This is a genomic window from Klebsiella sp. 1SOBk5mer, from assembly GCF_046603115.1.
GTDB lineage: Bacteria > Pseudomonadota > Gammaproteobacteria > Enterobacterales > Enterobacteriaceae > Klebsiella > Klebsiella quasipneumoniae.
Window position 1 is genome coordinate 299,048 of the sequence record NZ_JBKIUU010000003.1, and the last position, 20,362, is coordinate 319,409.

26 protein-coding genes and 1 pseudogene are annotated in these 20,362 nt (G+C 59.6%); 14 read left to right on the top strand and 13 right to left on the bottom strand.

Annotated features, from left to right (window positions below; translation table 11 throughout):
* Window positions 1-27: 27 nt before the first annotated feature.
* A complete protein-coding gene (locus ACLH1U_RS10295) occupies window positions 28-885 on the bottom strand; it encodes a MurR/RpiR family transcriptional regulator (RefSeq protein WP_064154862.1) in 858 nt (285 codons plus the stop codon).
* 124 nt (window positions 886-1,009) lie between these two features.
* The gene (locus ACLH1U_RS10300) at window positions 1,010-1,918 is read right to left on the bottom strand and encodes a LysR family transcriptional regulator (RefSeq protein ID WP_023289259.1); all 909 of its coding nucleotides are present in this window, start codon (window positions 1,916-1,918) and stop codon (window positions 1,010-1,012) included.
* A 100-nt stretch (window positions 1,919-2,018) separates the two neighbouring features.
* Here ACLH1U_RS10300 and ACLH1U_RS10305 point away from each other — a divergent pair, with 100 nt between their 5' ends.
* A complete protein-coding gene (locus ACLH1U_RS10305; RefSeq protein WP_102002553.1) occupies window positions 2,019-3,128 on the top strand; it encodes an alkene reductase in 1,110 nt (369 codons plus the stop codon).
* 2 nt (window positions 3,129-3,130) lie between these two features.
* Window positions 3,131-3,724, top strand: a complete 594-nt coding sequence (locus tag ACLH1U_RS10310; protein WP_102002555.1) for an ester cyclase — start codon at window positions 3,131-3,133, stop codon at window positions 3,722-3,724.
* Window positions 3,725-3,812: 88 nt separating this feature from the next.
* On the opposite strand, the gene ACLH1U_RS10315 is transcribed toward ACLH1U_RS10310, so the two are convergent.
* Window positions 3,813-4,562: an SDR family oxidoreductase gene (locus ACLH1U_RS10315; protein ID WP_012542112.1), complete on the bottom strand. Its 750-nt coding sequence runs from the start codon at window positions 4,560-4,562 to the stop codon at window positions 3,813-3,815.
* A 166-nt stretch (window positions 4,563-4,728) separates the two neighbouring features.
* Here ACLH1U_RS10315 and ACLH1U_RS10320 point away from each other — a divergent pair, with 166 nt between their 5' ends.
* Window positions 4,729-5,634, top strand: coding sequence for a LysR family transcriptional regulator (locus ACLH1U_RS10320; protein WP_023289255.1), 906 nt, complete (start codon window positions 4,729-4,731; stop codon window positions 5,632-5,634).
* A 6-nt stretch (window positions 5,635-5,640) separates the two neighbouring features.
* Here the strand turns inward: ACLH1U_RS10320 and ACLH1U_RS10325 are convergent, their stop codons facing one another.
* The gene (locus ACLH1U_RS10325) at window positions 5,641-6,906 is read right to left on the bottom strand and encodes a Y-family DNA polymerase (protein ID WP_065805789.1); all 1,266 of its coding nucleotides are present in this window, start codon (window positions 6,904-6,906) and stop codon (window positions 5,641-5,643) included.
* Between the two features lie 2 nt (window positions 6,907-6,908).
* The gene (locus tag ACLH1U_RS10330; RefSeq protein ID WP_032452491.1) at window positions 6,909-7,328 is read right to left on the bottom strand and encodes a translesion error-prone DNA polymerase V autoproteolytic subunit; all 420 of its coding nucleotides are present in this window, start codon (window positions 7,326-7,328) and stop codon (window positions 6,909-6,911) included.
* Between the two features lie 270 nt (window positions 7,329-7,598).
* On the opposite strand from ACLH1U_RS10330, the gene ACLH1U_RS10335 reads away from it, so the two are divergent.
* Entirely contained in the window at window positions 7,599-7,841 is a 243-nt protein-coding gene (locus ACLH1U_RS10335; RefSeq protein ID WP_032452490.1) for a DinI family protein, read from the top strand.
* 160 nt (window positions 7,842-8,001) lie between these two features.
* Here the strand turns inward: ACLH1U_RS10335 and ACLH1U_RS10340 are convergent, their stop codons facing one another.
* Window positions 8,002-9,138: a glycosyltransferase family 9 protein gene (locus tag ACLH1U_RS10340; protein WP_072096653.1), complete on the bottom strand. Its 1,137-nt coding sequence runs from the start codon at window positions 9,136-9,138 to the stop codon at window positions 8,002-8,004.
* On the opposite strand from ACLH1U_RS10340, the pseudogene ACLH1U_RS10345 reads away from it, so the two are divergent.
* The 3 genes and pseudogenes from ACLH1U_RS10345 (at window position 9,133) to ACLH1U_RS10355 (ending at window position 10,449) form a co-directional block, all read left to right on the top strand.
* Window positions 9,133-9,289 (top strand): annotated as a pseudogene (locus ACLH1U_RS10345) (hypothetical protein). The gene ACLH1U_RS10340 and the pseudogene ACLH1U_RS10345 overlap by 6 nt on opposite strands.
* Window positions 9,290-9,384: 95 nt before the next feature.
* Entirely contained in the window at window positions 9,385-9,885 is a 501-nt protein-coding gene (locus ACLH1U_RS10350; protein ID WP_023289251.1) for a YbaK/prolyl-tRNA synthetase associated domain-containing protein, read from the top strand.
* Window positions 9,886-10,002: 117 nt separating this feature from the next.
* On the top strand, window positions 10,003-10,449 hold the full coding sequence (locus ACLH1U_RS10355) for a DUF441 domain-containing protein (RefSeq protein WP_044522266.1): 447 nt from the start codon (window positions 10,003-10,005) through the stop codon (window positions 10,447-10,449).
* Here the strand turns inward: ACLH1U_RS10355 and ACLH1U_RS10360 are convergent.
* Entirely contained in the window at window positions 10,433-11,227 is a 795-nt protein-coding gene (locus ACLH1U_RS10360; RefSeq protein WP_072199183.1) for an AraC family transcriptional regulator, read from the bottom strand. The genes ACLH1U_RS10355 and ACLH1U_RS10360 overlap by 17 nt on opposite strands.
* Window positions 11,228-11,334: 107 nt before the next feature.
* Here ACLH1U_RS10360 and ACLH1U_RS10365 point away from each other — a divergent pair, with 107 nt between their 5' ends.
* Window positions 11,335-12,510 (top strand): CynX/NimT family MFS transporter, encoded by a 1,176-nt coding sequence (locus tag ACLH1U_RS10365; protein WP_072420489.1) that lies wholly within the window; start codon window positions 11,335-11,337, stop codon window positions 12,508-12,510.
* Between the two features lie 31 nt (window positions 12,511-12,541).
* On the opposite strand, the gene ACLH1U_RS10370 is transcribed toward ACLH1U_RS10365, so the two are convergent.
* Window positions 12,542-13,234, bottom strand: a complete 693-nt coding sequence (locus ACLH1U_RS10370; RefSeq protein WP_065806315.1) for a CTP synthase — start codon at window positions 13,232-13,234, stop codon at window positions 12,542-12,544.
* Window positions 13,235-13,379: 145 nt separating this feature from the next.
* Here ACLH1U_RS10370 and ACLH1U_RS10375 point away from each other — a divergent pair, with 145 nt between their 5' ends.
* Complete coding sequence (locus ACLH1U_RS10375) at window positions 13,380-13,889, top strand: DUF523 domain-containing protein (RefSeq protein ID WP_023289247.1); 510 nt, start codon at window positions 13,380-13,382, stop codon at window positions 13,887-13,889.
* A gap of 4 nt (window positions 13,890-13,893) precedes the next feature.
* On the top strand, window positions 13,894-14,232 hold the full coding sequence (locus ACLH1U_RS10380) for a DUF488 domain-containing protein (RefSeq protein ID WP_072096655.1): 339 nt from the start codon (window positions 13,894-13,896) through the stop codon (window positions 14,230-14,232).
* Here ACLH1U_RS10380 and ACLH1U_RS10385 read toward each other — a convergent pair.
* A complete protein-coding gene (locus ACLH1U_RS10385) occupies window positions 14,222-14,461 on the bottom strand; it encodes a DUF333 domain-containing protein (RefSeq protein ID WP_023289245.1) in 240 nt (79 codons plus the stop codon). The two genes, ACLH1U_RS10380 and ACLH1U_RS10385, sit on opposite strands and share 11 nt — an antisense overlap.
* Window positions 14,462-14,762: 301 nt before the next feature.
* Here ACLH1U_RS10385 and ACLH1U_RS10390 point away from each other — a divergent pair, with 301 nt between their 5' ends.
* From ACLH1U_RS10390 to ACLH1U_RS10405, 4 genes are all read left to right on the top strand, one after another.
* Window positions 14,763-15,776, top strand: a complete 1,014-nt coding sequence (locus ACLH1U_RS10390) for a sensor domain-containing diguanylate cyclase (protein ID WP_017898645.1) — start codon at window positions 14,763-14,765, stop codon at window positions 15,774-15,776.
* A 57-nt stretch (window positions 15,777-15,833) separates the two neighbouring features.
* Window positions 15,834-15,935 carry a YoaK family small membrane protein gene (locus ACLH1U_RS10395; protein ID WP_004150782.1) on the top strand — a complete coding sequence of 34 codons (102 nt, stop codon included), beginning with the start codon at window positions 15,834-15,836 and terminating at the stop codon, window positions 15,933-15,935.
* A complete protein-coding gene (yoaJ, locus tag ACLH1U_RS10400) occupies window positions 15,935-16,009 on the top strand; it encodes a protein YoaJ (RefSeq protein ID WP_137910537.1) in 75 nt (24 codons plus the stop codon). The genes ACLH1U_RS10395 and yoaJ overlap by 1 nt, the downstream gene beginning before the upstream one ends.
* A gap of 118 nt (window positions 16,010-16,127) precedes the next feature.
* On the top strand, window positions 16,128-16,253 hold the full coding sequence (locus ACLH1U_RS10405; RefSeq protein WP_004203733.1) for a hypothetical protein: 126 nt from the start codon (window positions 16,128-16,130) through the stop codon (window positions 16,251-16,253).
* Between the two features lie 59 nt (window positions 16,254-16,312).
* On the opposite strand, the gene ACLH1U_RS10410 is transcribed toward ACLH1U_RS10405, so the two are convergent.
* The 4 genes from ACLH1U_RS10410 to fraE all read right to left on the bottom strand — a co-directional run bounded on the left by ACLH1U_RS10410 (window position 16,313) and on the right by fraE (window position 20,067).
* A complete protein-coding gene (locus ACLH1U_RS10410; RefSeq protein ID WP_004203731.1) occupies window positions 16,313-16,576 on the bottom strand; it encodes a DUF2534 family protein in 264 nt (87 codons plus the stop codon).
* A gap of 130 nt (window positions 16,577-16,706) precedes the next feature.
* Window positions 16,707-17,345 carry a leucine efflux protein LeuE gene (leuE, locus tag ACLH1U_RS10415; protein WP_004203730.1) on the bottom strand — a complete coding sequence of 213 codons (639 nt, stop codon included), beginning with the start codon at window positions 17,343-17,345 and terminating at the stop codon, window positions 16,707-16,709.
* Window positions 17,346-17,434: 89 nt separating this feature from the next.
* Window positions 17,435-18,349, bottom strand: a complete 915-nt coding sequence (lpxP, locus tag ACLH1U_RS10420; protein WP_023289231.1) for a kdo(2)-lipid IV(A) palmitoleoyltransferase — start codon at window positions 18,347-18,349, stop codon at window positions 17,435-17,437.
* Between the two features lie 674 nt (window positions 18,350-19,023).
* A complete protein-coding gene (gene fraE, locus ACLH1U_RS10425; RefSeq protein WP_044522254.1) occupies window positions 19,024-20,067 on the bottom strand; it encodes a fructose-asparagine asparaginase in 1,044 nt (347 codons plus the stop codon).
* Between the last annotated feature and the right edge of the window lie 295 nt (window positions 20,068-20,362).

The following is a 20,362-nucleotide window of genomic DNA, read 5'->3' on the forward strand; positions in this document are numbered from 1 at the left end:
TTATAACTGATACATTTGAATCATTTATCAGGACTTACCGGGGATCACGTAGGCGCCAGACTCAATGAGATAGCGTTCGGCACTTTCAATTTTACTCACCGCCTCCCGGCCGTGGCGCACCACCAGCATCGCCAGCAGACACTCCGCCAGCCCCATGCCGGAGACCACGGAAGGGAAAAATGACGGACTGTCGATGGAGAACAGCAGCGTGCAGTCTGCCGCCTGCGCTAAGGGGGAAACCGGCGAGTCGGTAATGGCGAGGATCTTCGCCCCGGCCTGCCGGGCTGCCCGTAAAACATCCAGTGATTCGCGTGAATAGGGCGCAAAGCTGGTGAGTAAGACGCAGTCCCGGGCGGTGAGTTCGCGGGTAAAGACTTCGATATTGCTGGCCAGGCCATCGATCAATGACACCTGGCGGTTAAACAGTCGATAGACATAGAACAGCGACCACGCGATCGGAAAGCTGGCGCGGAATCCGCAGATATAGACATTCTCCGCGCTATCGAGCAAGGTCACCGCCTGCTCCATCTGCTGGGCATTTTCGTTTTGCGTAAAGGTCAGGTTCGCCTGATGCGCCTGAAATACCTCTTTATACAGCTGCGTTTGCGTCCCGCGGGCCATCATTTTTTCCGCTTTTGATACGTATGTATCATTGCGCAGCCCCAGGTCGTCAATGAAATCGCTTTTTAGCTCGCTCCAGCCGCGGTAGCCCAGCCGCTGCGCCAGACGCAGCAGCGTCGCCGGTTTTACCCCGGCTTCCGCCGCGAAGGCGCGCATGGATAACACCACCAGCTGACTGGCATTTTGCAGTGAGAACTCGGCGGCGCGTTGCAGCTCGGGCGACAACCCGCCGAATTCATTAATGATTTTTTCCCTGAGATTCATGGCAGCCACTGACTGGTTTTAAGTGAAAGCTATCTAATCATATTTGAGATCAAGACTCTATAGGCTGGCATAACACCCGGGGGCCATCCTTTGCGGTTCTGAGCATGACTAACCGCCGTGCCCGTCACCTCTCCAGCCAGTCGATAAAAAACGCCATAAACGCCGATACCTGAGGGGGCTGCAGCTTTCGCTGGGGAAAGACAAACTGCAGCCCAACCTCCTTGCGGTCTAACCGGCTGAAACCGGTGAAGCGGTCGGCAAACAGCACCTGAAGCCGCCCCTCCTCGACATCCCTCTTCACATCCCACCATGATTTACCGGCGATCCCCGCCCCGCTGAGCGCCCACTGCCGCAGCAGTGCCCCATCGTCGCAGACCATCGCCGGCGTCACCCGGATGACCTGCTCTTTTCCCGCCTCCTCAAAGCGCCACTCGTTCATCACCACGCCGTGCCGCTCCAGCGCCAGGCAGCGATGATGATGCAGCGCCTCGGGCGAAGCAGGCGTTCCACGGGCGGCAAGGTAAGCCGTCGAGGCCACCAGCACTCGGTGGTTAGGACGAATGTGGCGGATGGCCAGGCTGCTGTCCGGCAGGTTACCGACGCGAATGCTCATATCCAGCCGGTTGGCGACCAGATCCTCCACGCGCTCGCCTAAGTAGACGGAAAAGGTCACTTCCGGGTGACGGCGGGTAAAGTCGACGATGGCCGGGCTAAGGTATTGTCGGCCAAAGTCGGAGGGGGCGGAAAGGCGAATATCGCCGCTCAGGACCCCCTCTTTTTGCGTCAGCAACGACTCGGCGTGGCGCGCCTCCTCCAGCACGCGCCGCGCGGCATGATAAAAATCTTCCCCCGCGTTGGTCAGAGTGATAGCCCGCGTGGAACGATGGAACAGGCGGGTCTGATAACGCTCTTCCATCGCCTTCAGACGTGCAGTCATGGTGGCCGGCGAGAGCGACAACCGTCTGCCGGCGGCGGAGAGTCCCCCCGCCTCGGCGACGGCCACCAGCAGCGCCATATCTTCCAGTTTGCCCATTTTTCGCATTTCCCGAAAAGTGAATCTGTTTTTCGTCTAATTATCAAAATCAGATCCCGACTGTAAAGTGATTTCCATTCCACTCGCAAGGGACATCATTATGAATACGCTCTCACTTTTTGATCGTCATCGCATCGGTACGCTGCCGCTGAAAAACCGCATCGTCATGGCCCCCATGACCCGGGCGCGCGCCCTGCAGCCGGGAAATATCCCCTCCGCGCTGATGGCGGAGTATTATCGCCAGCGCGCCAGCGCGGGGTTAATCGTCACGGAGGCGACGCAAATCTCTCCTGAGGGACAGGGGTACTCCTGGACGCCCGGCCTGCATTCCGCAGACCAGATTGCCGGCTGGCAGTTGACGACCCGGGCCGTACACCAGGCCGGCGGCGTTATTTTTTCTCAGCTCTGGCACGTGGGACGCATGTCGCACGCCCGTTTTCATGCGGATGGTCAACCCGTGGCCCCCTCGGCGCTGGCGCCGGACGCCCAGGTCTGGGTGGTGGATGAGCAGGGCCGGGGCCAGATGGTGGACTGCCCACCGCCGCGGGCGCTCTCCCGGTCGGATATCCAGCGTATTGTCGCCGATTACCGCCAGGCGGCGCGCAATGCGATCGCGGCGGGGTTTGACGGCGTGGAGGTGCACGGCGGTAATGGCTATCTGATCGACCAGTTCCTGCGGCGTACCGCCAACCAGCGCACCGATGAGTACGGCGGTAGCCTGAACAACCGGATCCGTTTTGCCCAGGAGGTGCTGACCGCCATCAGCGACGCTATCGGCCGCGAGCGGACGGGCATCCGCCTTTCCCCCTTCATTACCCAGCGCGGGATGAATGACCCGCAGGTGATCGACGCCATCCTTGCCCTGGCGGCCTGGTGCGAACAGCAGGGTATCGCCTTTATCCATCTGGCGGAGGCGGACTGGGACGATGCGCCAGCCGTTCCCCGGCACTTCCGCGACACGCTGCGCGCAACCTTCAGCGGCACGCTGATCGTGGCCGGCAATTACGATCAGCAGAAGGCGGAGCGTATTCTTGGCGCCGGTCTCGCCGACCTGGTGGCTTTCGGCCGGCCGTTTATTGCCAATCCCGACCTGCCGCAGCGGCTTCAGCACCGCTGGCCGCTGGCGACCGTCAGCGATCCCGGCACGCTGTTTGGCGGAACGGCGGCGGGCTATACCGACTATCCCTTCTATACGGAGCATAAAGAGTGAAAATGACCCACAACATGTTACCTGCCGGGCGTGGTGTCGCTGTGGTCTGCACGCAGGCCAGACGCGGCATCACGCGCCGTCGCTGCGCCACCGCGCTGCTGCTTGCCGGGATATCCGGCTCCGCGTTTTCAGCCCCGCAGGGTTTGCTGAAGCCAGCCCAGCTCATCGTTGATAGCAGCCTTCCCGCTGCCACACGCGCCGCCAATGAATATGTCGCCAGGCAATACGCCACGTTCTGGAATACCGGCGATGAAGCGCTGGCCCGGGCGGCGCTGGCGGGGAATTTTATCGATAAAACGCCCCCGGAAGGGCGCCGACAGGGGCCGGAAGGAGCGATCCTTGCCTCCAGAGCGTTTCGCCAGGCGGTGCCGGATTTACGCTGTGATGTCGAACAAATGATCGTGGCCGGTGACCGGGTGGTCTCACACTTACATTTTCATGGCCACTTTACCGGGACCTTCGGCACCCGGCAGGGTAAAGGACAAAATATCGATTTTATCGCCACCGATATCTATCAGATCAGCGGCGGTAAAATTGCCGCCAACTGGCATATTGAAGATAACCTGACGCTGATGAAACAGCTGGGTACGCAATAAGCTGCTCCCGGACGGTGCGTCAACGCTCGCCAAAACCACGAGCCGCCCCGGTCTCCGCCAGGGCGGCTCGCCTGGCGACAGACTGTGCTTAGATTTGCGCCATTCCACCGTCGACATAGATCTCTGCGGCGTTAATAAAGCTCGACTCATCCGACGCTAAAAACACCACCGTCCGACCAATCTCCTCCGGCTCGCCCAGCCGTCCGAGCGGTACGCTGGCGGCCAGAGCATCGAACAGGCCCTGACGGTCCGCCTCCGCCACCAGCCCGCCCAGACCCGGGGTACGCACCGGCCCCGGGCTGACGACATTGATGCGGATCCCGCGGTCGTTCACCTCCAGCGCCCAGGAGCGCGCCAGGCTGCGTACCGCAGCTTTACTGGCGCTATAGATGCTGAAGTTCGCCGTCCCTTTGACCGCCGCCGTAGAGCCGGTCAAAATCACCGAGGCGCCGTCGGTGAGCAGCGGCAGCGCTTTCTGCACGGTGAACACCACCCCGCGCACGTTGGTGGCGAAAATCCGCTCGACGTGCGCTTCGGTGATGGCGCTGAGCGGCAGCATATCCCCGCCGCCAGCATTGGCGAACAGCACATCCAGGCGGCCGGACTCGTCGGCAATGGTCGCAAATACCGCGTCAAGGTCGCTTAACACGGCGGCGTCGGCGCGGATCCCGCGGGCGGCGGGCCCGATGAATCTTACCGCCGCATCCAGCTCCTCCTGTCGGCGGCCGGTGATATACACCTTCGCGCCCTGCTCCGCCAGCGCTTTCGCCGACGCCAGGCCAATCCCGGTGCTGCCGCCAGTCACTAACGCCACTTTATCCGCAAGTTTTTTGCTCATGGTGCATTTCCTTGGTTAGAGTATAAACAGGCCAGGCTCGCGAAAGCGCCCCGCCGGGTATGGAAAGCACTGTAATCGCCTCACAGAGGCGGAAAAATGGCCTAATCTGAAAAACACTTTTCCCCTCCGTGGATAATGACGTCCAATAACCAGGATCACGCCCATAATGGACCGGTTTTCAGCCCTCAAAGCCTTCACCCGCGTTGTCGAAGCCGGCAGCTTTACCCGCGCCGCGGACTCGCTGGATATGCCCAACGCCACCCTCAGCAAAACCATCAAGCAACTGGAAGCGCACCTGGGGGTTTCCCTCCTGCAGCGCACCACCCGGCGTATTACCGTAACGCCGGAAGGACGGGAGTACTATGAAAAAGCTCGCTGCCTGCTGGAAGACCTGGAAGAGATCGACGCCTCCTTCAATACCGCCCACAATAAGCCGAAGGGCCATCTGCGGATCGCCATCGGCGGGTCGACCGCGCGCGATGTGCTGATCCCGCTGCTGGCGGACTTTATGACCTCCTGGCCGGATATCCGTATTGATTTGCAGGTGGCCGATAAACCCGCGGACCTCATCAGCGGCAATATTGACTGCGCCATCCGCGGCGGGCCGATGGAAGACTCGACGCTGATCGCCCGTAAAATCGGCGAGGCGACGCTGGTTACCTGCGCCACCCCGGGCTATCTTCAGCGCTGCGGCACGCCCGCCTCGCCGGATGAACTCCATCATGGCCACCAGCTCATCAGCTATCTGTCGCCGGCCAGCGGCAGAGCGTTTCCGTTTCGCTTTACGCGTCACGGCGTCAGTACCGAGCTCAAGACAGAGCCCCATCTCGGCATCAATGAGAGCAATGCGCATATTGCCGCCGTCGAGGCGGGCTTAGGCATTGTGCAGACCTTTACCTATTCGCTAAGACCCGCGCTGGCAAGCGGCAAACTGGTGGAGATCCTCGCCGCCTGGCGCCCGGCCCCCTATCCCTTTCACGTCGTCTATGCCCGGCACCGGCACGTCCCGCCCCGGCTCCGCGTCTTTATTGACTGGCTGGCGGCAGTTTTTCCGGCTGCGGTGCAGGGATAAAGCGCGTTATCTGACGCGGAGCAGGTCGCCGTATCGCGTGGTGTAGCGCGGCGATAGCATCTCTCGCCTCATCTGCCACTGCTGCTGGATCCCCTGGCCGGCAAAATAGAGCGCCCCCCTGCCGTTTTTCGCATTCAGCTGGTCGAGCACCTGCATCAGCCTGGCGCTGTTCTGCCGCGGGGCAAGCTCGTCGAACAGGTTCAGCTGGGCGACGCCCTGGCTGTAGAAATCGCCGAGCATCACCCCGGCCTTCTGATAGCGGTGCCCCGCTTTCCAGATGGCGTCCAGGCAGCTTGTCGCCGCGGCGATAATATCCCGGGAATCCTGCGTCGGCGTCAGCAGCTTCAGCGAGGCGCTGTTGCCGTAATAGGGTTCATTCAGCGCGAAGGGGCTGGTTTTGACAAAGGCGGAGACGAACCGGCAGTACTGATGCTCACCGCGCAGCTTTTCTGCTGCCCGCGCGGCATAGCTGCAGATCGCCTGGCGCATATCCTCATAGGCCGTAATGCGATCCCCGAACGAGCGGCTGCAGATAATTTCCTGCTTCGCGGGGGCAAACTCCTCCAGCGCCAGGCAAGGCTCGCCGCGCAGCTCCCGTACCGTTCGCTCGAGCACCACCGTGAAGTGCTTGCGGATAAAGCGGATATCGCTCTCCGCCAGCTGGAGTACCGTGCCGATCCCCATCGCCTCGAGCTTTTTGCCGATCCGCCGCCCGATGCCCCAGACCTCACTCACCGGCAGCAGCGCCATCAGCTTTCGCTGCCGCTGCGGGCAAGATAAATCCACTACCCCGCCCGTCTGCCGCTGCCACTGTTTCGCCGCGTGGTTGGCCAGCTTCGCCAGGGTTTTGGTCGGGGCGATCCCGACGCCCAGCGTCAGATGGGTGCGCTGCTGCACCGTGGCGCGGATTTCCCGGCCAAAGTCAGTCAGATCTCTGCAGTGGCGCACGCCGCTGACATCGCAAAAGGCTTCATCGATACTGTAAATTTCGCAGCGCGGGGCGAGCTCTTCCAGGGTGGACATCACCCGGCTGGACATGTCGGCGTACAGCTCATAGTTGCTGCTGAACGCCACGACGCCGTGGCGAAGAAACGCCGCCTTCTGCTTAAAGTAGGGTTCGCCCATTTTCACAAACGGCTTCGCCTCCGCCGAGCGGGCGATCACGCAGCCATCGTTGTTCGACAGCACCACCACCGGCCGCCCCTTCAGGTCTGGCCGGAAGGCGGTCTGGCAGCTCGCATAGAAGGCGTTCACATCACAGTGCGCGAACATGATCAGCCCGCCGCCTTGATGATGTAGGTCACCACGCCGAAAATATCGAGCGTCTCCTCGCGGCCGACCACGATGGGCGAATAGGCCGGGTTCATCGGGTTAAGCTGCACCCGCGGCAAAAGCTGCAGCTTTTTTACGGTAAACTCGCCGCCGACGGCGGCAATCACGATATCGCCATGCTCCGCTTTGCGCGCGCTGTCCACCACCAGCAGATCCCCTTCGTCAATGCCGGCGTCGATCATGCTGTCGCCAGCGGCTTTGACAAAATAGGTCGCGCTGGGATGCTGCACCAGCAGCTCGTTGAGGTCGATTCGCTTCTCGACATAGTCCTGAGCCGGGCTGGGAAAGCCGCACTGCACCAGGTCGGCAAAAAAGGGAAAGGAGACAATCTGACGTAGCTCAACCGGCGTGTAAAAGTTCATTTTTCAACCCACCATATAATACTGAATATATATACAGTAGTTTTGCCGGTTTTGCCGGTCAATATCGGCTCCAGCTATCAATCGCCAGCACTGAAATAACTCCTTGATGTCACTAAAGGTCACCGTCGTCGGTGGCGAACCGTTTGCTGCTTTTGCGCGCAGCCCGCCCGCCGCGCGAGATGGCGGATGCGCAGCGCCGCGGCAATCGCTTGACACTGTACATTAATACAGTAAAACTATCGCCCGCGATCAGCATACAGAGGACAGAAGATGTTTGTGGAACTGATTTATGACAAGCGCAATTTTGCCGGGCTGCCGGGCGCCAGAGAGACCATTCTTAACGAGCTGACCAAACGCATGCAGCGCATTTTTCCGCAGGCGGAAGTGCGGGTGAAGCCGATGATGACGCTCCCGGCGATCAACACCGACGCCAGCAAGCATGAAAAAGAGCTGATCAGCCGCACGGTGCAGGAGATGTTTGAAGAGGCGGACATGTGGCTCACTGAAGAGTAATCCCGCCCGTCCCTCGCGGCCCCCCCTCTTTAAGAGCTTTCCCGGATGTGGCAGAGCCACGGGCAACAGTACAATAGCGGCGGTTGCAGACTGGCAATGCAACCTTCGCTCACCTGCTGGCTCTTGCATACGGCCAGCAGGTGAGCCTCCCCTCATCGCCTCACAGCGTCTCCGGCAGAGCCGCCATTATCCGATCCACCAGCTCGCGATGCTGATGCACCTTCCCGCATTTAACGATAACCTGCCTGGCGTTGTCATAGCCCGGCGCCCACAGACGGTTGTTGAGCAGAACGTCCTTGTAGACCGCGATCAGCGGTTTGTTCCACGCCGCCGCCATGTGCACCACCGAGGTGTCCGGGGAGATAATCAGCTCCGCCTGGGCAATCAGCGCCATCGCATGGTGCAACGTGTTAAATGGATTAACCACCACCTCCGGCGGCAGCGGGATGCGGATCTCGCGCCGGTGATCGAGCAGAATCACCGCGATCCCCGGATGGCGAGCCAGCAGTTTGTCGAGGAGTTCGGCCAGCTGCGTCTGGGAGAGACTCCGGTCGGCATGGCCGGCAAAAATATTAATCACTACCGCTTTTCCGCTCAGCGACGCCAGATACTGCGCCACCTCCTGCATAATCGGCCCGGGGATCGCCAGGTCGTAAGCATCCAGCCCGCAGGTGTCCAGTTTGAGATAGTCGGCGATCAACTCGAACGTTTTCGTCACGTGCCAGCGCTGGCAGTCAAAATCAAATGAGTGGGAGTAGTGCTTAATCGACGGCCATTTATTAAACCCGAGCACCGATTTCGCTTTTATTTGTCGGAAAAGCCGTAGACGATGCACGGGAATATCGAACAGCGAAGGGTCAATAATAATATCGTACTTATTATTAGCCAGTTCATTAATAACGTCGCGGGGAACGTTATGATTAAATTTTCGCAAAAAATCGGCGGACGTGACCGGGTCAGCTTCATAAATATGGCGGATCCGCGGGTTATAACGCATCACCTGGCTATTAGAGGTCGTCAGCAGGAAATCAACGATATAGCCTGACTGATGCAGGCATTTCACCAGCGCGGAATCCACTACCACATCGCCGACCGCCCCCTCATTGCGCATCAGTAAGACGGTTTTCGCGGACGACAAATCCACCGGCTGACGGCGTCGGCGGTCCCAGAGCGCTTTCGCCACTCCCACCCGCAGGGCATTACGTACTTTCTTAGTGAAGTAATTTCGCCGTCTGTTGAGTTCCCTTATTTTATTAAACTTCTTGCGTGGGGAACCCTGCATGGTTGCATCGTGCATCATCCTAACCTCATTACGGCAATCATTAATATTCTGTGTCGTCCGATAAAGACTGAGCGAAATAAAAAAAGTTCGATTGAAAATGAAAATCATTCTTTTTTTTATTTACAAAACTCATCCAGCCCTGCGGGATTGCAACACAGCACTGTGAAGCAATAATGAGCGAATGGTGAATTTCCCGGCCCACCGTTGGCAGGCCGGCGCAACAGCGCTAAGCTGGCTGCTTTATGCTGTCAGGAGGACGCTATGCTTGAAGCAGTAGAAGGTAATATCCACCAGCGGCTGTGCGCGCTGCTCGACGAACACCAGGCGCGCTACCGGGTGATGGCGCACGACGCGGTCGGCCAGTGCGAAGCCGTCTCGGCGATCCGCGGCACCGCGCTTGGCCAGGGCGCGAAAGCGTTAGTCTGTAAAGTAAAAGGAAACGGCGTCAACCAGCATGTGCTGGCGATCCTCGCCGCCGATCAGCAGGCCGATCTGGCCAGCCTGGCCCGGCATATCGGCGGCAGCAAAGCCTCGCTGGCCAGCCCGGCGGAAGTGGAGGCGCTCACCGCCTGCGTGTTCGGCGCCATTCCCCCCTTCAGCTTCCATCCGGCGCTGCGCCTGGTGGCCGACCCGCTGCTGTTTGAGCGCTTTCCACAAATCGCCTTTAACGCCGGGCGCCTGGACCGGTCGATCATTCTCGATACCGAAGACTATTTACATATCGCCCGACCGGAGATCGCGACCTTTCGCCGTCTTAGCTAACCGGGCATCGGCCCTGATTTCCGCCGCATGGCGCAAAAATCCTGTTTATTCACGCCATGATGCGTAGAGTAAGCGGGATATTTTTTGGCATTCTTTTTTTGGCAAGGACCTCTGTACATGTTTGATACCACCCTGTTGATCCTGCTGGGTCTGGCGGCGCTCGGCTTTATCAGCCATAACACCACCGTAGCGATCTCCATCCTCGTGCTGATTATCGTGCGCGTCACGCCGCTGAACGCCTTCTTTCCCTGGATTGAGAAACAGGGACTGACCGTCGGGATCATCATTCTGACTATCGGCGTGATGGCGCCCATCGCCAGCGGCACGCTGCCGCCGTCGACCCTGATCCACTCCTTTATGAACTGGAAATCGCTGCTGGCGATTGCGGTCGGGGTGTTTGTCTCGTGGCTTGGCGGGCGCGGCGTCTCGCTGATGGGCTCCCAGCCGCAGCTGGTGGCCGGACTGCTGGTCGGTACGGTGCTCGGCGTCGCCCTGTTTCGCGGCGTCCCGGTCGGGCCGCTGATTGCCGCCGGGATCATCTCGTTGTTTATTGGGAAGTCGTAGCCAGGCTGCCGTGATAGCGGCCCGGCGTCTGTCCGAGCCCTTTCTTAAACATGGTGATGAAGGCGGTGGTGGAATCGTAGCCCAGCGCCTGGGCCGTCTGCTGCACCGTCTGCCCGCGGATCAGCTGCTGCAGCGCAAGGATCAGCTGCAGCTGATGGCGCCAGCGGCGAAAGCTCAGCCCCGTTTCACGCACCACCAGCCGCGCCAGATTGCGCTCGCTCATCGCGAACTCCGCCGCCCACTGGCTCAGGGTCTGCCAGCGCGCCGGATCCTCGGCCATCATCGTCACCATCTGGCGAATTTTCGGGTGGTTCGATACCGGCAGCTGCAGGTGCTCCTGCGGCTGCCGGGGCAGCTCATCAAACAGCACCTGCACCAGCCGGGCCGTGGCGGGGGCGGCCAGCGACTCGCCGCCGCGTTCCGCCAGGGTGAGGATCAGCTCACGCACCAGCGGGGAAATCTTTAACGTACAGCAGCGGTCCGGCATCGGCGCGGCGCCCGGCTCGATGAACAGGAAGCACACCTGGGCGCCGGGGGTGGCGCGGTTACTGTGGGAAAGCTGCCCCGGGACCCACACCGCATACTGCGGCGGCACCATCCACATCGCGTTCTCCACCTCGCAGGTCAAGGCGCCGTGCAGGGCGAGGATCAGCTGCCCCTTACGGTGGGAATGCGCCGGAATATACTGCTCCGCCTCCACCACCCGAATACGAAAGGCAATGGCCGATTCGTGGCCATTGTCCGGTTCATAACCATCCAGACCCAGTCCGATCATCATGTTGTCCGATATTAGCGATAATCTGTCATTTTAGCTTGATTTAAACAGGGGGCAAAGTCGCTATCGTAACCCCCCTCGTTAGTTACCTTGAGAATGATATGTCTTCTGTGATCTCCTCCACCGGCCGCCGCCCCGCGCTGCTGATTACCGGTATCCTGCTCATCGCCACCACCCTGCGCGTGGTCTTTACCGGCGCGGCGCCGCTGCTGGACGCGATTCGTAGCGACTATGGCCTGACCACCGCGCAGACCGGGCTGCTCACCACCCTGCCGCTGCTGGCCTTTGGCCTTGTCTCGCCGCTGGCGGCTGGGGTTGCCCGCCGGTTCGGCATGGAGCGCAGCCTGCTGCTGGCGATGCTGCTGATCTGCGCCGGCATTGCCCTGCGCTCCCTGCCCTCCGCTGCATGGCTGTTTATCGGCACGGCGGTGATCGGCTGCGGCATTGCGCTGGGTAACGTGCTGCTGCCCGGGCTGATTAAACGGGATTTCTCGCAGCATGTCGCCCGGATGACCGGCGCCTATTCCCTGACGATGGGCGGCGCGGCGGCGCTTGGCTCGGCGCTGGTGGTCCCCGTGGCGATGGCCGGATTCGGCTGGCGCGGGGCGCTGCTGCTGCTGATGATCTTCCCGCTGCTGGCGCTCGTCAGCTGGCTGCCGCAGTCCCGGCGTCAAGCGGAGGCGCCGCTGACCGGCTCAGGCGCCATGCATAACCGGGGGATCTGGCGGTCGGCGCTGGCCTGGCAGGTGACGCTGTTCCTCGGCATCAACTCGCTGGTCTATTACGTGATTATCGGCTGGCTGCCGTCGATTCTGCAGAGTATGGGCTATAGCGAAGCGCAGGCCGGCTCGCTGCATGGCCTGCTGCAGCTGGCGACCGCCGCGCCCGGCCTGGCGATACCGCTGATCCTGCATCGGCTGCGCGACCAGCGCGGGATCGCGGTGCTGGTCGCCCTGATGTGCGCCATCAGCGCCGCCGGGCTGTGGCTGCTGCCAGGGCTGGCCATCGGCTGGACGCTGCTGTTCGGCTTTGGCTCCGGGGCCACGATGATCCTCGGCCTGACGTTTATCGGCCTGCGCGCCAGCTCGGCGCACCAGGCCGCGGCGCTGTCGGGGATGGCGCAGAGCGTCGGCTATCTGCTGGCCGCCTGCGGACCGCCGCTGATGGGCAGGATCCACGATGCCAATGGCGACTGGCATATTCCGCTGCTGGCGGTGGCGCTGATTTCGCTGGTGATGGCGGTCTGCGGCGCCCTCGCCGGGCGCGACCGGGAGATTCATCCCTGAAGATGACCGGCAGCGCCCGCTGCCGGTAGGGTTATTGTGCCGCGGCGCGCAGCAACGCCTGCACCAGCGGCGCAGGACGCCCCTCCAGCGCGTGGCGTTCATGTTGAAACAAGGTGGCGACAAAAAACGGGTGCGTCACCAGCTCGACGGCGCGGATCTCGCCCTCTTCATCCCAGCCGGTGACGCGCAGATCGCCCTGCTCCAGCTCCGCGGCAAACGCGCTATCCACCCCGTAGCGGCAGTGGTATCCCTCTTCAATGCTCTCCCGACCATAGGCGCGGGCAATCAGCGTATTCGCCCGCAGCTCGACGACGGCAGAAGTCTCCACCAGCGAGCAGCTGAGGGGAGCGATCACCATCCGCCCTTCGCTGTCGGTTTCCGCATGGCCCGCGTCCTGCCAGCCGAGCACGTTACGGGCGTATTCAATCACCGCATGCTGAAAGCCGCCGCAGGTGCCGAGGAAAGGAATGCTGTTTTCACGGGCATAGCTGATAGCGGCAAACGCGCCTTCCGGGTGACGATACGGGCTGCCGGGAACGACCCAGACGGCATCGTACTCCGCCAGCGCGTCGCCGGAGGCGATCGACGGGGTGGCGAGCCAGTCATATTTCACCGGCTGCTCCAGCACGGCGGCAGCATCGTCTATCGCCAGGGGAATGGCCTGATGGGCAACAATATCGGGGTGATAATCGCCGACGAGGGCGAGGCGTAAAGGGGTTTTCATAGCAGGTTCCTTATGTCTGGACGAGACGAGCAGCACAAGGCACGTCAGGATAGCGATCCCCTCCGCGGAACACAATCCTTATTTTCACCCCACCGCCGTGGCCGGTGGGTGAGGTATACTGGAGCAAGCGCAAAAGGGAGAGAGGATGAAAAGTAAGCTTTTGGTCAGCGCCTGCCTGATGGGATTCCAGGTGCGATATAACGGTAGCGAGAAAGCGCAGCTGGCGGCGACCCTGTCCCGCTGGCAGCAGGCGGATCGTCTGGTGATCCACTGCCCGGAGCTGGCGGCCGGTCTGCCGACGCCCCGCCTGCCGGCGGAGATCCTCGGCGGCGCCGGCGGCGATGTGCTTGCCGGACGGGCGCGGATCGTGGAAAGCGACGGCCGCGACGTCACGGGACATTATCAGCTGGCCGCCTGGCTGGCGCTCAGCGCCGCCCGGGAAGCGGGATGTCAGGCGGCATTACTCACCGACGGCAGCCCCACCTGCGGCAGTCAGTTTATCTATGACGGTTCCTTTCGCGGGCGGCGCAAAGCGGGCGCCGGCGTGGCCGCCGACCTGCTGCGCGCTCACGGCATCACGGTATTTTCCGACGGGCAGATCCCGCAGTTGCTCGCCTGGATGGCACAGAGGGAGCAGGATGATGATTCAATGTAAACGGGTGTACGATCCACAGGAAAGCAGCGACGGCTATCGGGTGCTGGTCGACCGTCTCTGGCCGCGGGGTATTAAAAAAGAGGCGCTGGCCTGCGATGAGTGGTGTAAAGAGTTAACGCCGTCCGCTGAGCTGCGGAAAGCCTTTCACGGCGAGGCGATCGATTTCGACCACTTCAGCCAGCGCTATCGTCAGGAGCTCGACGCCCATCGCGAAACGGGCCTGCGGCTGGCGGCGCTGGCGCAGCGCCAGCCGCTGACGCTGCTGTACGCCGCGAAGAACACCGAGCAGAATCATGCCCGGGTGCTGGCCGCCTGGCTGGCGGCCCTGCCGGTTACGATTTAGCCGGATGGTCCCGGCGCCATAGCGCCCACTCATCGAGGGTTTCGCCGCTGGGCAGCTTGCACTGGGTGCTGACGCCCTGCGGCGTTTGCACCGGCACCCGGGTGCCGCCGGATTGCTGGCAGTAGACCGACGCGGGATTGGCCATGCCGATGGTTTTCGTCGGCGCGGTGGGCTGCGGCTGGGCGCAGCCGGCCAGCGCCAGGGGCAAAATAGCCAGTAACTTTTTCATCTTTTCTCCCTTTCTTCAATTCCCGGGGATTTTAGCCTGAATCTCCACGTTTTCTCCATCTTGCCTGCACTTTTCCCCCGTAGATTAACCCTTGTTCTCGAACTGACCAGAGAACAGATCATTCCATAATCAATGAGTTTTTCCCCGTCGCCCCCGACGGGGCTTTTTTTCCCGCCGTGTCGACAAGTATTCCCCAGACAGATGTGATAAATTTAAAAATATCACTGTTTACTCGACGCTGATGTCCGTTTGCAGCCCAATATGCTGGGGTGACGTTTGGCGTGCTGGAGCTGTATTATTCATGTCAGATTTTATTCTTGCCCGGGTGTCGCAAACCCTCGCTACGGAACAGTCCCTGGAAACCCTGGTGCGCCAGCTGCTGGAGATGCTGGAGGCGGTGACGCGAATGGAGTCCACCTACCTTACCCGCATCGATATTAACGCCCAGCGGCAGCAGATCATGTTCGCCCACAACAGCAGCGAAATGCAGATCCCGGAAGGATTTTCCGTCCCCTGGGATGAATCTCTGTGCAAACGCGCCCTTGAGGATCAGTGTACGTTTAGCAATGACGTCGCCCGTCGCTGGCACTCCTGCATCGCCGCCCAGGAGCTGGGGATCGCCACCTTTTTAAGCATTCCTGTGCGCCTGGCCGACGGCTCTCTGTTCGGCACCCTCTGCGCCACCAGCCGGCAACAACAGCCTTATAACCTTGAAGGTGAACAGGTCATGGGCCTGTTCGCGAAGCTCATTTCCCACTACGTGGAAAAAGACACCCTGGTGCAACAGCTGCAGGCGGCAAACGTCGCGCTGGAGCTGCATTCGTCGACCGATGAGCTCACCCAGCTCCCTAATCGCCGCGCGCTGTTTAAGCAGCTGGCGCTACGCTTTGCCTCCGCCCGCGCTCAGCAGCAACAGGTCGCGCTCATTTTTATCGATCTCGACGGTTTCAAAGCCATTAACGATCGGTTCGGCCATCCGTGCGGCGACAGCTTTCTGGTGCAGGTCGGCGAACGACTCACCGCCGTCGCGCGCCGTGAAGATATCGTTGGCCGCCTTGGCGGCGATGAGTTTTTGATCGTCGGTAGCGCCCAGCCGCCCGCGGCGCAGCAGGCGTATGTCACCACCCTGCGCCAGGCCCTGTGCGGCGTCTACTTCCTCGGCGAACAGCGTATCAACTATGAGGGCGCCAGCTTCGGGGTGGTCATCTGCGATCCGCAGAGTATCGATGTTGAAGCGGCCTTACGCGCTGCCGATGAGGCGATGTATCAGGATAAGAAGTCTCGCCGGCAGGAGAATTTTATTCATATTGACTAAAGTCACGCGATATCCAGTATCATGCTGGGCATCATTCGTGGGTACAGGGACACTATCATGAAATTGGGTATTCTTTTCCCGGTGGCGATCTTTATCATCGCCGTCGTCTTTCTCGGCTGGTTTTTTGTCGGCGGCTATGCGGCGCCGGGCGGGGCATAATGAAAAAAAGCACCATTATTATGCTGGTTGTCGCCATCGTGGCGGTGGCCGGCGCCCAGTTCGGCTGGTGGTGATCGCCGCGGCGATAATGCGGAGTTGTCCTATCCCATCAATAAGTTAACGCTTTACACTCACGTTATCCGCCGCGGCATTCTCGGCCCCGGGGAAAGAAAAATAGCGGGAGAAGTAAGGATGAAAAAACCGATCGTGTTACCGTTGATTATTGCGCTGTGCACGCTGTTATCGGGATGCATTGTTGACGATGGCTATCACCACCATCGCCATCACCACCATCATCACTATCATGACGATGATTAATGCTTCACGCTGTTGATGAGCCGATAAAACAGGGCGAACTTTGGTTCGCCCGTTGACGCTTAATCCTGACGCTCATCGCCTAGGAAAATAAAGCCGAGCGGAATAGCGAAGAGCGCGGTAAAGACGATGCTGTAAACCGTCACCATCGCCCCCTGCAGGAAGAACATGGACGTCGTCCACTCCGAGTACGGCATATTGTACTCGCTCACCACGCCGCCAAAGGTCGCCCGTCCCACCACCGCCAGCGCGATAGCAAACACCGCCGCGAGCGACAGACAGTATTTTTTGCAGTTTTTATTGCTGAGGAGTTTTTGCAGAATCATCCGGGCTTCCTTTTTGCTGAGCGATAAACGGCTGTATATGTAACACCAATGCAATAAAAAATGAAGGGTTTTTGTTACAGGGCAGAATAAGAGGCGGCGGGCCGGTCTGTGGGTAACCGGCCCGTGGGGATCAGGACTGCAGGGTAGCCAGGCGCGCGGCGAACCCAACGAAAACCAGGCCAATCAGGCTGTTGCCAAGTTTGGCCAGCTTCTTGCGGGTTTTGACGTAGCGGGTGACAAACGAGCCGGAGAGGATCAAAAAGCTCATATAGCAGAAGCTTATCACCTCGAGGGTCAGCGCCAGAATAAAGAACGCCACCCCGGGTGCTTTGGCGTTGACGTCGATAAACTGCACGAAAAACGACACATAAAACAGAATCGCTTTCGGGTTGGTCAGACTCAGGGTCAGGGAGCGCTTAAGGATTGCGCTCGCCGGCTCTGCGCTGGCGTCGGCCTGGCCGTCACGCTGGGTCAGCACCGCATAGAGCATTTTGCCCCCCAGCCACAGCAGGTAAATCGCCCCGAGGTAACGGACGACGTTAAACAGCACCGGCGTGGTCTTAATCAGCGTCGCCACGCCGGCAAAGGCCAGAAACATCAGCACCGCGTCGCCAATAAAGACGCCCGCCGCCGCCAGATAGCCTTTCTTTACGCCGTGGGCAATGCCCGTCTTCAGCACAAAAAACGTATTAGGGCCAGGGACGAGGATGATAAACACCGCCCCGACCAGGTAGGTCAAATAATTCAGAACACCAAACTCAGCGAACACTCTGCACTCCTTCGCGCACGACTAAAACATGATCCGGCTCACGTTACCCCAACTGTCGGGATTTTGAAAGCGCAGCCTGTGCGGGAAGGTTAATAGACGGAGGGTTCACCCAGCGGGCGGGTTTTAAAACGGCGATGCACCCACAGATACTGCTCGGGGGCGCGCAGGATCTCGCGCTCAATCACCTTGTTGATATAGCCGGCGGCGATCTGCTTATCCTCACCCGGATAGTCATTCATCACTTCGCTAATGTGCAGACTGTAGCCCTGGCGATCCAGCTTGCGCACCATGCTGATGCTCAGCATTTTCGCCCCCGATAAACGGGAAAGCACATAGGTGCCGTTGGTGGTAGCCGCCTGCGGGACGGAGAAAAACGGCGCAAACACGCTGCCCTTGGGGCCGTAATCCTGGTCCGGAGCAAACCATACCGCTTCGCCTGATTTTAAGGCATGTACCAGGCCGGTCAGGTTGTTGCGATCGATCATCGCTTTGTTCGAGCGCAGGCGACCGCGGGTTTGCACCCACTCCATCAGCGGACTGTTGTGCGGACGATAGGTGGCCATCATTGGACGACACAGCCCCATGGCGCGCCCGCCCAGCTCCAGCGACATAAAGTGTACGCCGACGACCATCACCCCTTTCCCGCCGCTAAGCGCATGATTAAGGTTGGCAAAGCCCTCGACATCAAACCATTTTTTAACCCGCTCATCGCTCCAGAACCAGGCCATGCCGGTTTCGATCAGTCCCATTCCCAGCGACATAAAGTTTTGATCGATGAGGGTCTCGCGCGCCGCCGGCGACATCTCCGGGAAGCAGAGTTCAATATTGCGCCGGGCGATATGTTCGCGGCGTTTGAGAAAGCGTCTGGAAAGACGACCCGCGCTGGTGCCGATAAAATGCAGCAGCGGATAAGGCAGTTGCACGATCAACCAGAGAATGCCGAGCCCGAACCAGGTCAGCCAGTTGCGCGGGTGTAAAAGTTGTTTATGAAATACGCAGGCCATGATTTTTCCTGTAAACATTAATTTTGTGGTAACGCTTAAGGAAAACAGAGTCCATTTATCATCATTAGGCGGTACGTACAGCAAGTTCGACAATACTAATCCGGCGAAATTCCTTCCGGCAAGTAAAAAACTGCGTGCTGACAAAAAAACATAATTGCGGCACAAATGTTACTAAATGTAAACTTAAATCTTGCGGCCCTTTTAATATATTCATCATGTATATCATTTTCACGCTAATCATCCGCGTTACTAGCAGAAAAAACCGAATTCTTCATCGGGAGCGCCGTGCCTGCGGGGAGATGTCGTCCGCTAAGCCGCGCGGCCAGCGGCGTGGCGCATCGCGTCGCATCGTCATTTGTGGGCGTGATAATTAAAGCGCGCGCGCCGTGGAATGCATCATGTTTAATCTATCAGCATAAGGAAGATTAAATTCGCCTTAAGACAATAATTAAGAATAGGCTTATTTAAGCCTGCTTTAAAAATACTCGTCTTTTCCTGCGGAGGCATTTTAATGGCGCCCTCGCCGGCTGCTAAAAAAATATTTCTTTACGCCTCGCGCATAAAAACAGGCGGGGGTGAATGACGGACAATGATCCGCCGCCGGTTTGCACTCGCGTCGGGTGATTGAGAGAACAACGCGGCCAGGGCGCGAACCACGACCCGGCCGTAGAGGATCAATAGGTGTGGAAGTATTGCTGGATCAGCTGCGGATTTTTCGTCTGCGTCAGCGCCGTCATCAGCAGAATACGCGCTTTCGCCGGGTTGAGGGAATCGGCCACCAGCCCTGGCTGGCTGTCGTCCGGGGGCACCACGCCGCTGCCGGTGCGGGAGGCGCGCACCACCACGATACCCGCCTGCTGCGCTTTTTTTATACCAGCGGCGCTACGTACCGATACAGAACCCGCCCCCGTGCCGGCGTAAATAATACCGTCGGCATGATGGGCGATCGCCGCATCGTACATATACTCCGGGTCGTCCTGGTAACCATAGATGATCACCACTTTCGGCAGGGCCTTCAGCTGACGCACATCGAAGACCGAGCGCAGGGTATGAATTTTATCCACCCGCGTTTCAAACTGGGGTTTTCCCCCCACCACGACGCCAAGATAACCCTCCTCCGGCGCCCGGAAAGTATCCAGCGAGGTGGCATTGGTTTTGGTGACGAAGCGCGCCGCGCCGATGCGGTCGTTAAGCACCACCATGACCCCGCGCCCGCGGGCATCCGGGTCGGCGGCGACGGTGACGGCTTCCAGCAGGTTCATCGGCCCGTCGGCGCTGATCGCCGTCGCCGGACGCATCGCGGCGGTAAAGACCACCGGTTTATTGCTTTTCACCGTCAGATTGAGGAAATAAGGGGTTTCATCGAGGGTGTCGGTGCCATGAGTGATCACCACGCCATCGACATCATCCCGGGCTAATAACGCATTCACCCGCTTCGAGAGCTGCAGAATAATATCGCTGGTCATATTCTCACTGCCGATATTCGCCACCTGCTCACCTTCGACGTGGGCGATTTTACTTATTTCCGGCACGGCGTTAATCAGCGTCTGCACGCCAATTGCCCCGGCCTTATAGCCCGTCGTCTGGGTATTGCTGGCCGCCGAGCCGGCAATCGTCCCGCCGGTGGCTAAAATGACAATATGCGGTAAGCGCGTCTCGCTAAACGCCAGGCTGCTCATCGTCAGTAACGCAATGGCAAGTAATGCTCTAAAATTCATACAAGTCACTCCCTTCATAGACATTAATCAAACTTACGCTTGCTTAATGCAAAGGGCTTGCCAGAATTGATATCTTTTACGGGGGGTAAATGGTTAACTATCAGACAATATTAAGGTTCTCGCATCAACATCGCCCAAATCTGGTGCATGACTGGATCTGAACCGGGCAAGCGCCATGAACCCATACATTATGAGTTTTTACCCTTTCAGCAACACACAACACGCATTGGGATCAGATTATCGACACTTCCGTCACCCCCGAGGTCATTTATGCCCGCCGGGTGACGCGAACGGA

Bases quoted from the DNA above. Each gene is read 5' to 3' on its own strand.
- ACLH1U_RS10395 (WP_004150782.1), top strand. From the start codon at position 15,834: ATGAAATTGGGTATTCTTTTCCCGGTGGCGATCTTTATCATCGCCGTC.
- ACLH1U_RS10330 (WP_032452491.1), bottom strand. From the start codon at position 7,328: ATGAACTTTTACACGCCGGTTGAGCTACGTCAGATTGTCTCCTTTCCC.
- ACLH1U_RS10360 (WP_072199183.1), bottom strand. From the start codon at position 11,227: ATGATGATCGGACTGGGTCTGGATGGTTATGAACCGGACAATGGCCAC.
- ACLH1U_RS10315 (WP_012542112.1), bottom strand. From the start codon at position 4,562: ATGAGCAAAAAACTTGCGGATAAAGTGGCGTTAGTGACTGGCGGCAGC.
- ACLH1U_RS10335 (WP_032452490.1), top strand. From the start codon at position 7,599: ATGTTTGTGGAACTGATTTATGACAAGCGCAATTTTGCCGGGCTGCCG.
- ACLH1U_RS10405 (WP_004203733.1), top strand. From the start codon at position 16,128: ATGAAAAAACCGATCGTGTTACCGTTGATTATTGCGCTGTGCACGCTG.
- ACLH1U_RS10385 (WP_023289245.1), bottom strand. From the start codon at position 14,461: ATGAAAAAGTTACTGGCTATTTTGCCCCTGGCGCTGGCCGGCTGCGCC.
- ACLH1U_RS10325 (WP_065805789.1), bottom strand. From the start codon at position 6,906: ATGTTCGCGCACTGTGATGTGAACGCCTTCTATGCGAGCTGCCAGACC.
- ACLH1U_RS10320 (WP_023289255.1), top strand. From the start codon at position 4,729: ATGGACCGGTTTTCAGCCCTCAAAGCCTTCACCCGCGTTGTCGAAGCC.
- ACLH1U_RS10370 (WP_065806315.1), bottom strand. From the start codon at position 13,234: ATGAAAACCCCTTTACGCCTCGCCCTCGTCGGCGATTATCACCCCGAT.
- ACLH1U_RS10410 (WP_004203731.1), bottom strand. From the start codon at position 16,576: ATGATTCTGCAAAAACTCCTCAGCAATAAAAACTGCAAAAAATACTGT.
- ACLH1U_RS10310 (WP_102002555.1), top strand. From the start codon at position 3,131: ATGACCCACAACATGTTACCTGCCGGGCGTGGTGTCGCTGTGGTCTGC.
- fraE (WP_044522254.1), bottom strand. From the start codon at position 20,067: ATGAATTTTAGAGCATTACTTGCCATTGCGTTACTGACGATGAGCAGC.
- ACLH1U_RS10350 (WP_023289251.1), top strand. From the start codon at position 9,385: ATGCTTGAAGCAGTAGAAGGTAATATCCACCAGCGGCTGTGCGCGCTG.
- ACLH1U_RS10305 (WP_102002553.1), top strand. From the start codon at position 2,019: ATGAATACGCTCTCACTTTTTGATCGTCATCGCATCGGTACGCTGCCG.
- ACLH1U_RS10300 (WP_023289259.1), bottom strand. From the start codon at position 1,918: ATGGGCAAACTGGAAGATATGGCGCTGCTGGTGGCCGTCGCCGAGGCG.
- ACLH1U_RS10375 (WP_023289247.1), top strand. From the start codon at position 13,380: ATGAAAAGTAAGCTTTTGGTCAGCGCCTGCCTGATGGGATTCCAGGTG.
- ACLH1U_RS10340 (WP_072096653.1), bottom strand. From the start codon at position 9,138: ATGCACGATGCAACCATGCAGGGTTCCCCACGCAAGAAGTTTAATAAA.
- ACLH1U_RS10295 (WP_064154862.1), bottom strand. From the start codon at position 885: ATGAATCTCAGGGAAAAAATCATTAATGAATTCGGCGGGTTGTCGCCC.
- ACLH1U_RS10390 (WP_017898645.1), top strand. From the start codon at position 14,763: ATGTCAGATTTTATTCTTGCCCGGGTGTCGCAAACCCTCGCTACGGAA.
- lpxP (WP_023289231.1), bottom strand. From the start codon at position 18,349: ATGGCCTGCGTATTTCATAAACAACTTTTACACCCGCGCAACTGGCTG.
- ACLH1U_RS10355 (WP_044522266.1), top strand. From the start codon at position 10,003: ATGTTTGATACCACCCTGTTGATCCTGCTGGGTCTGGCGGCGCTCGGC.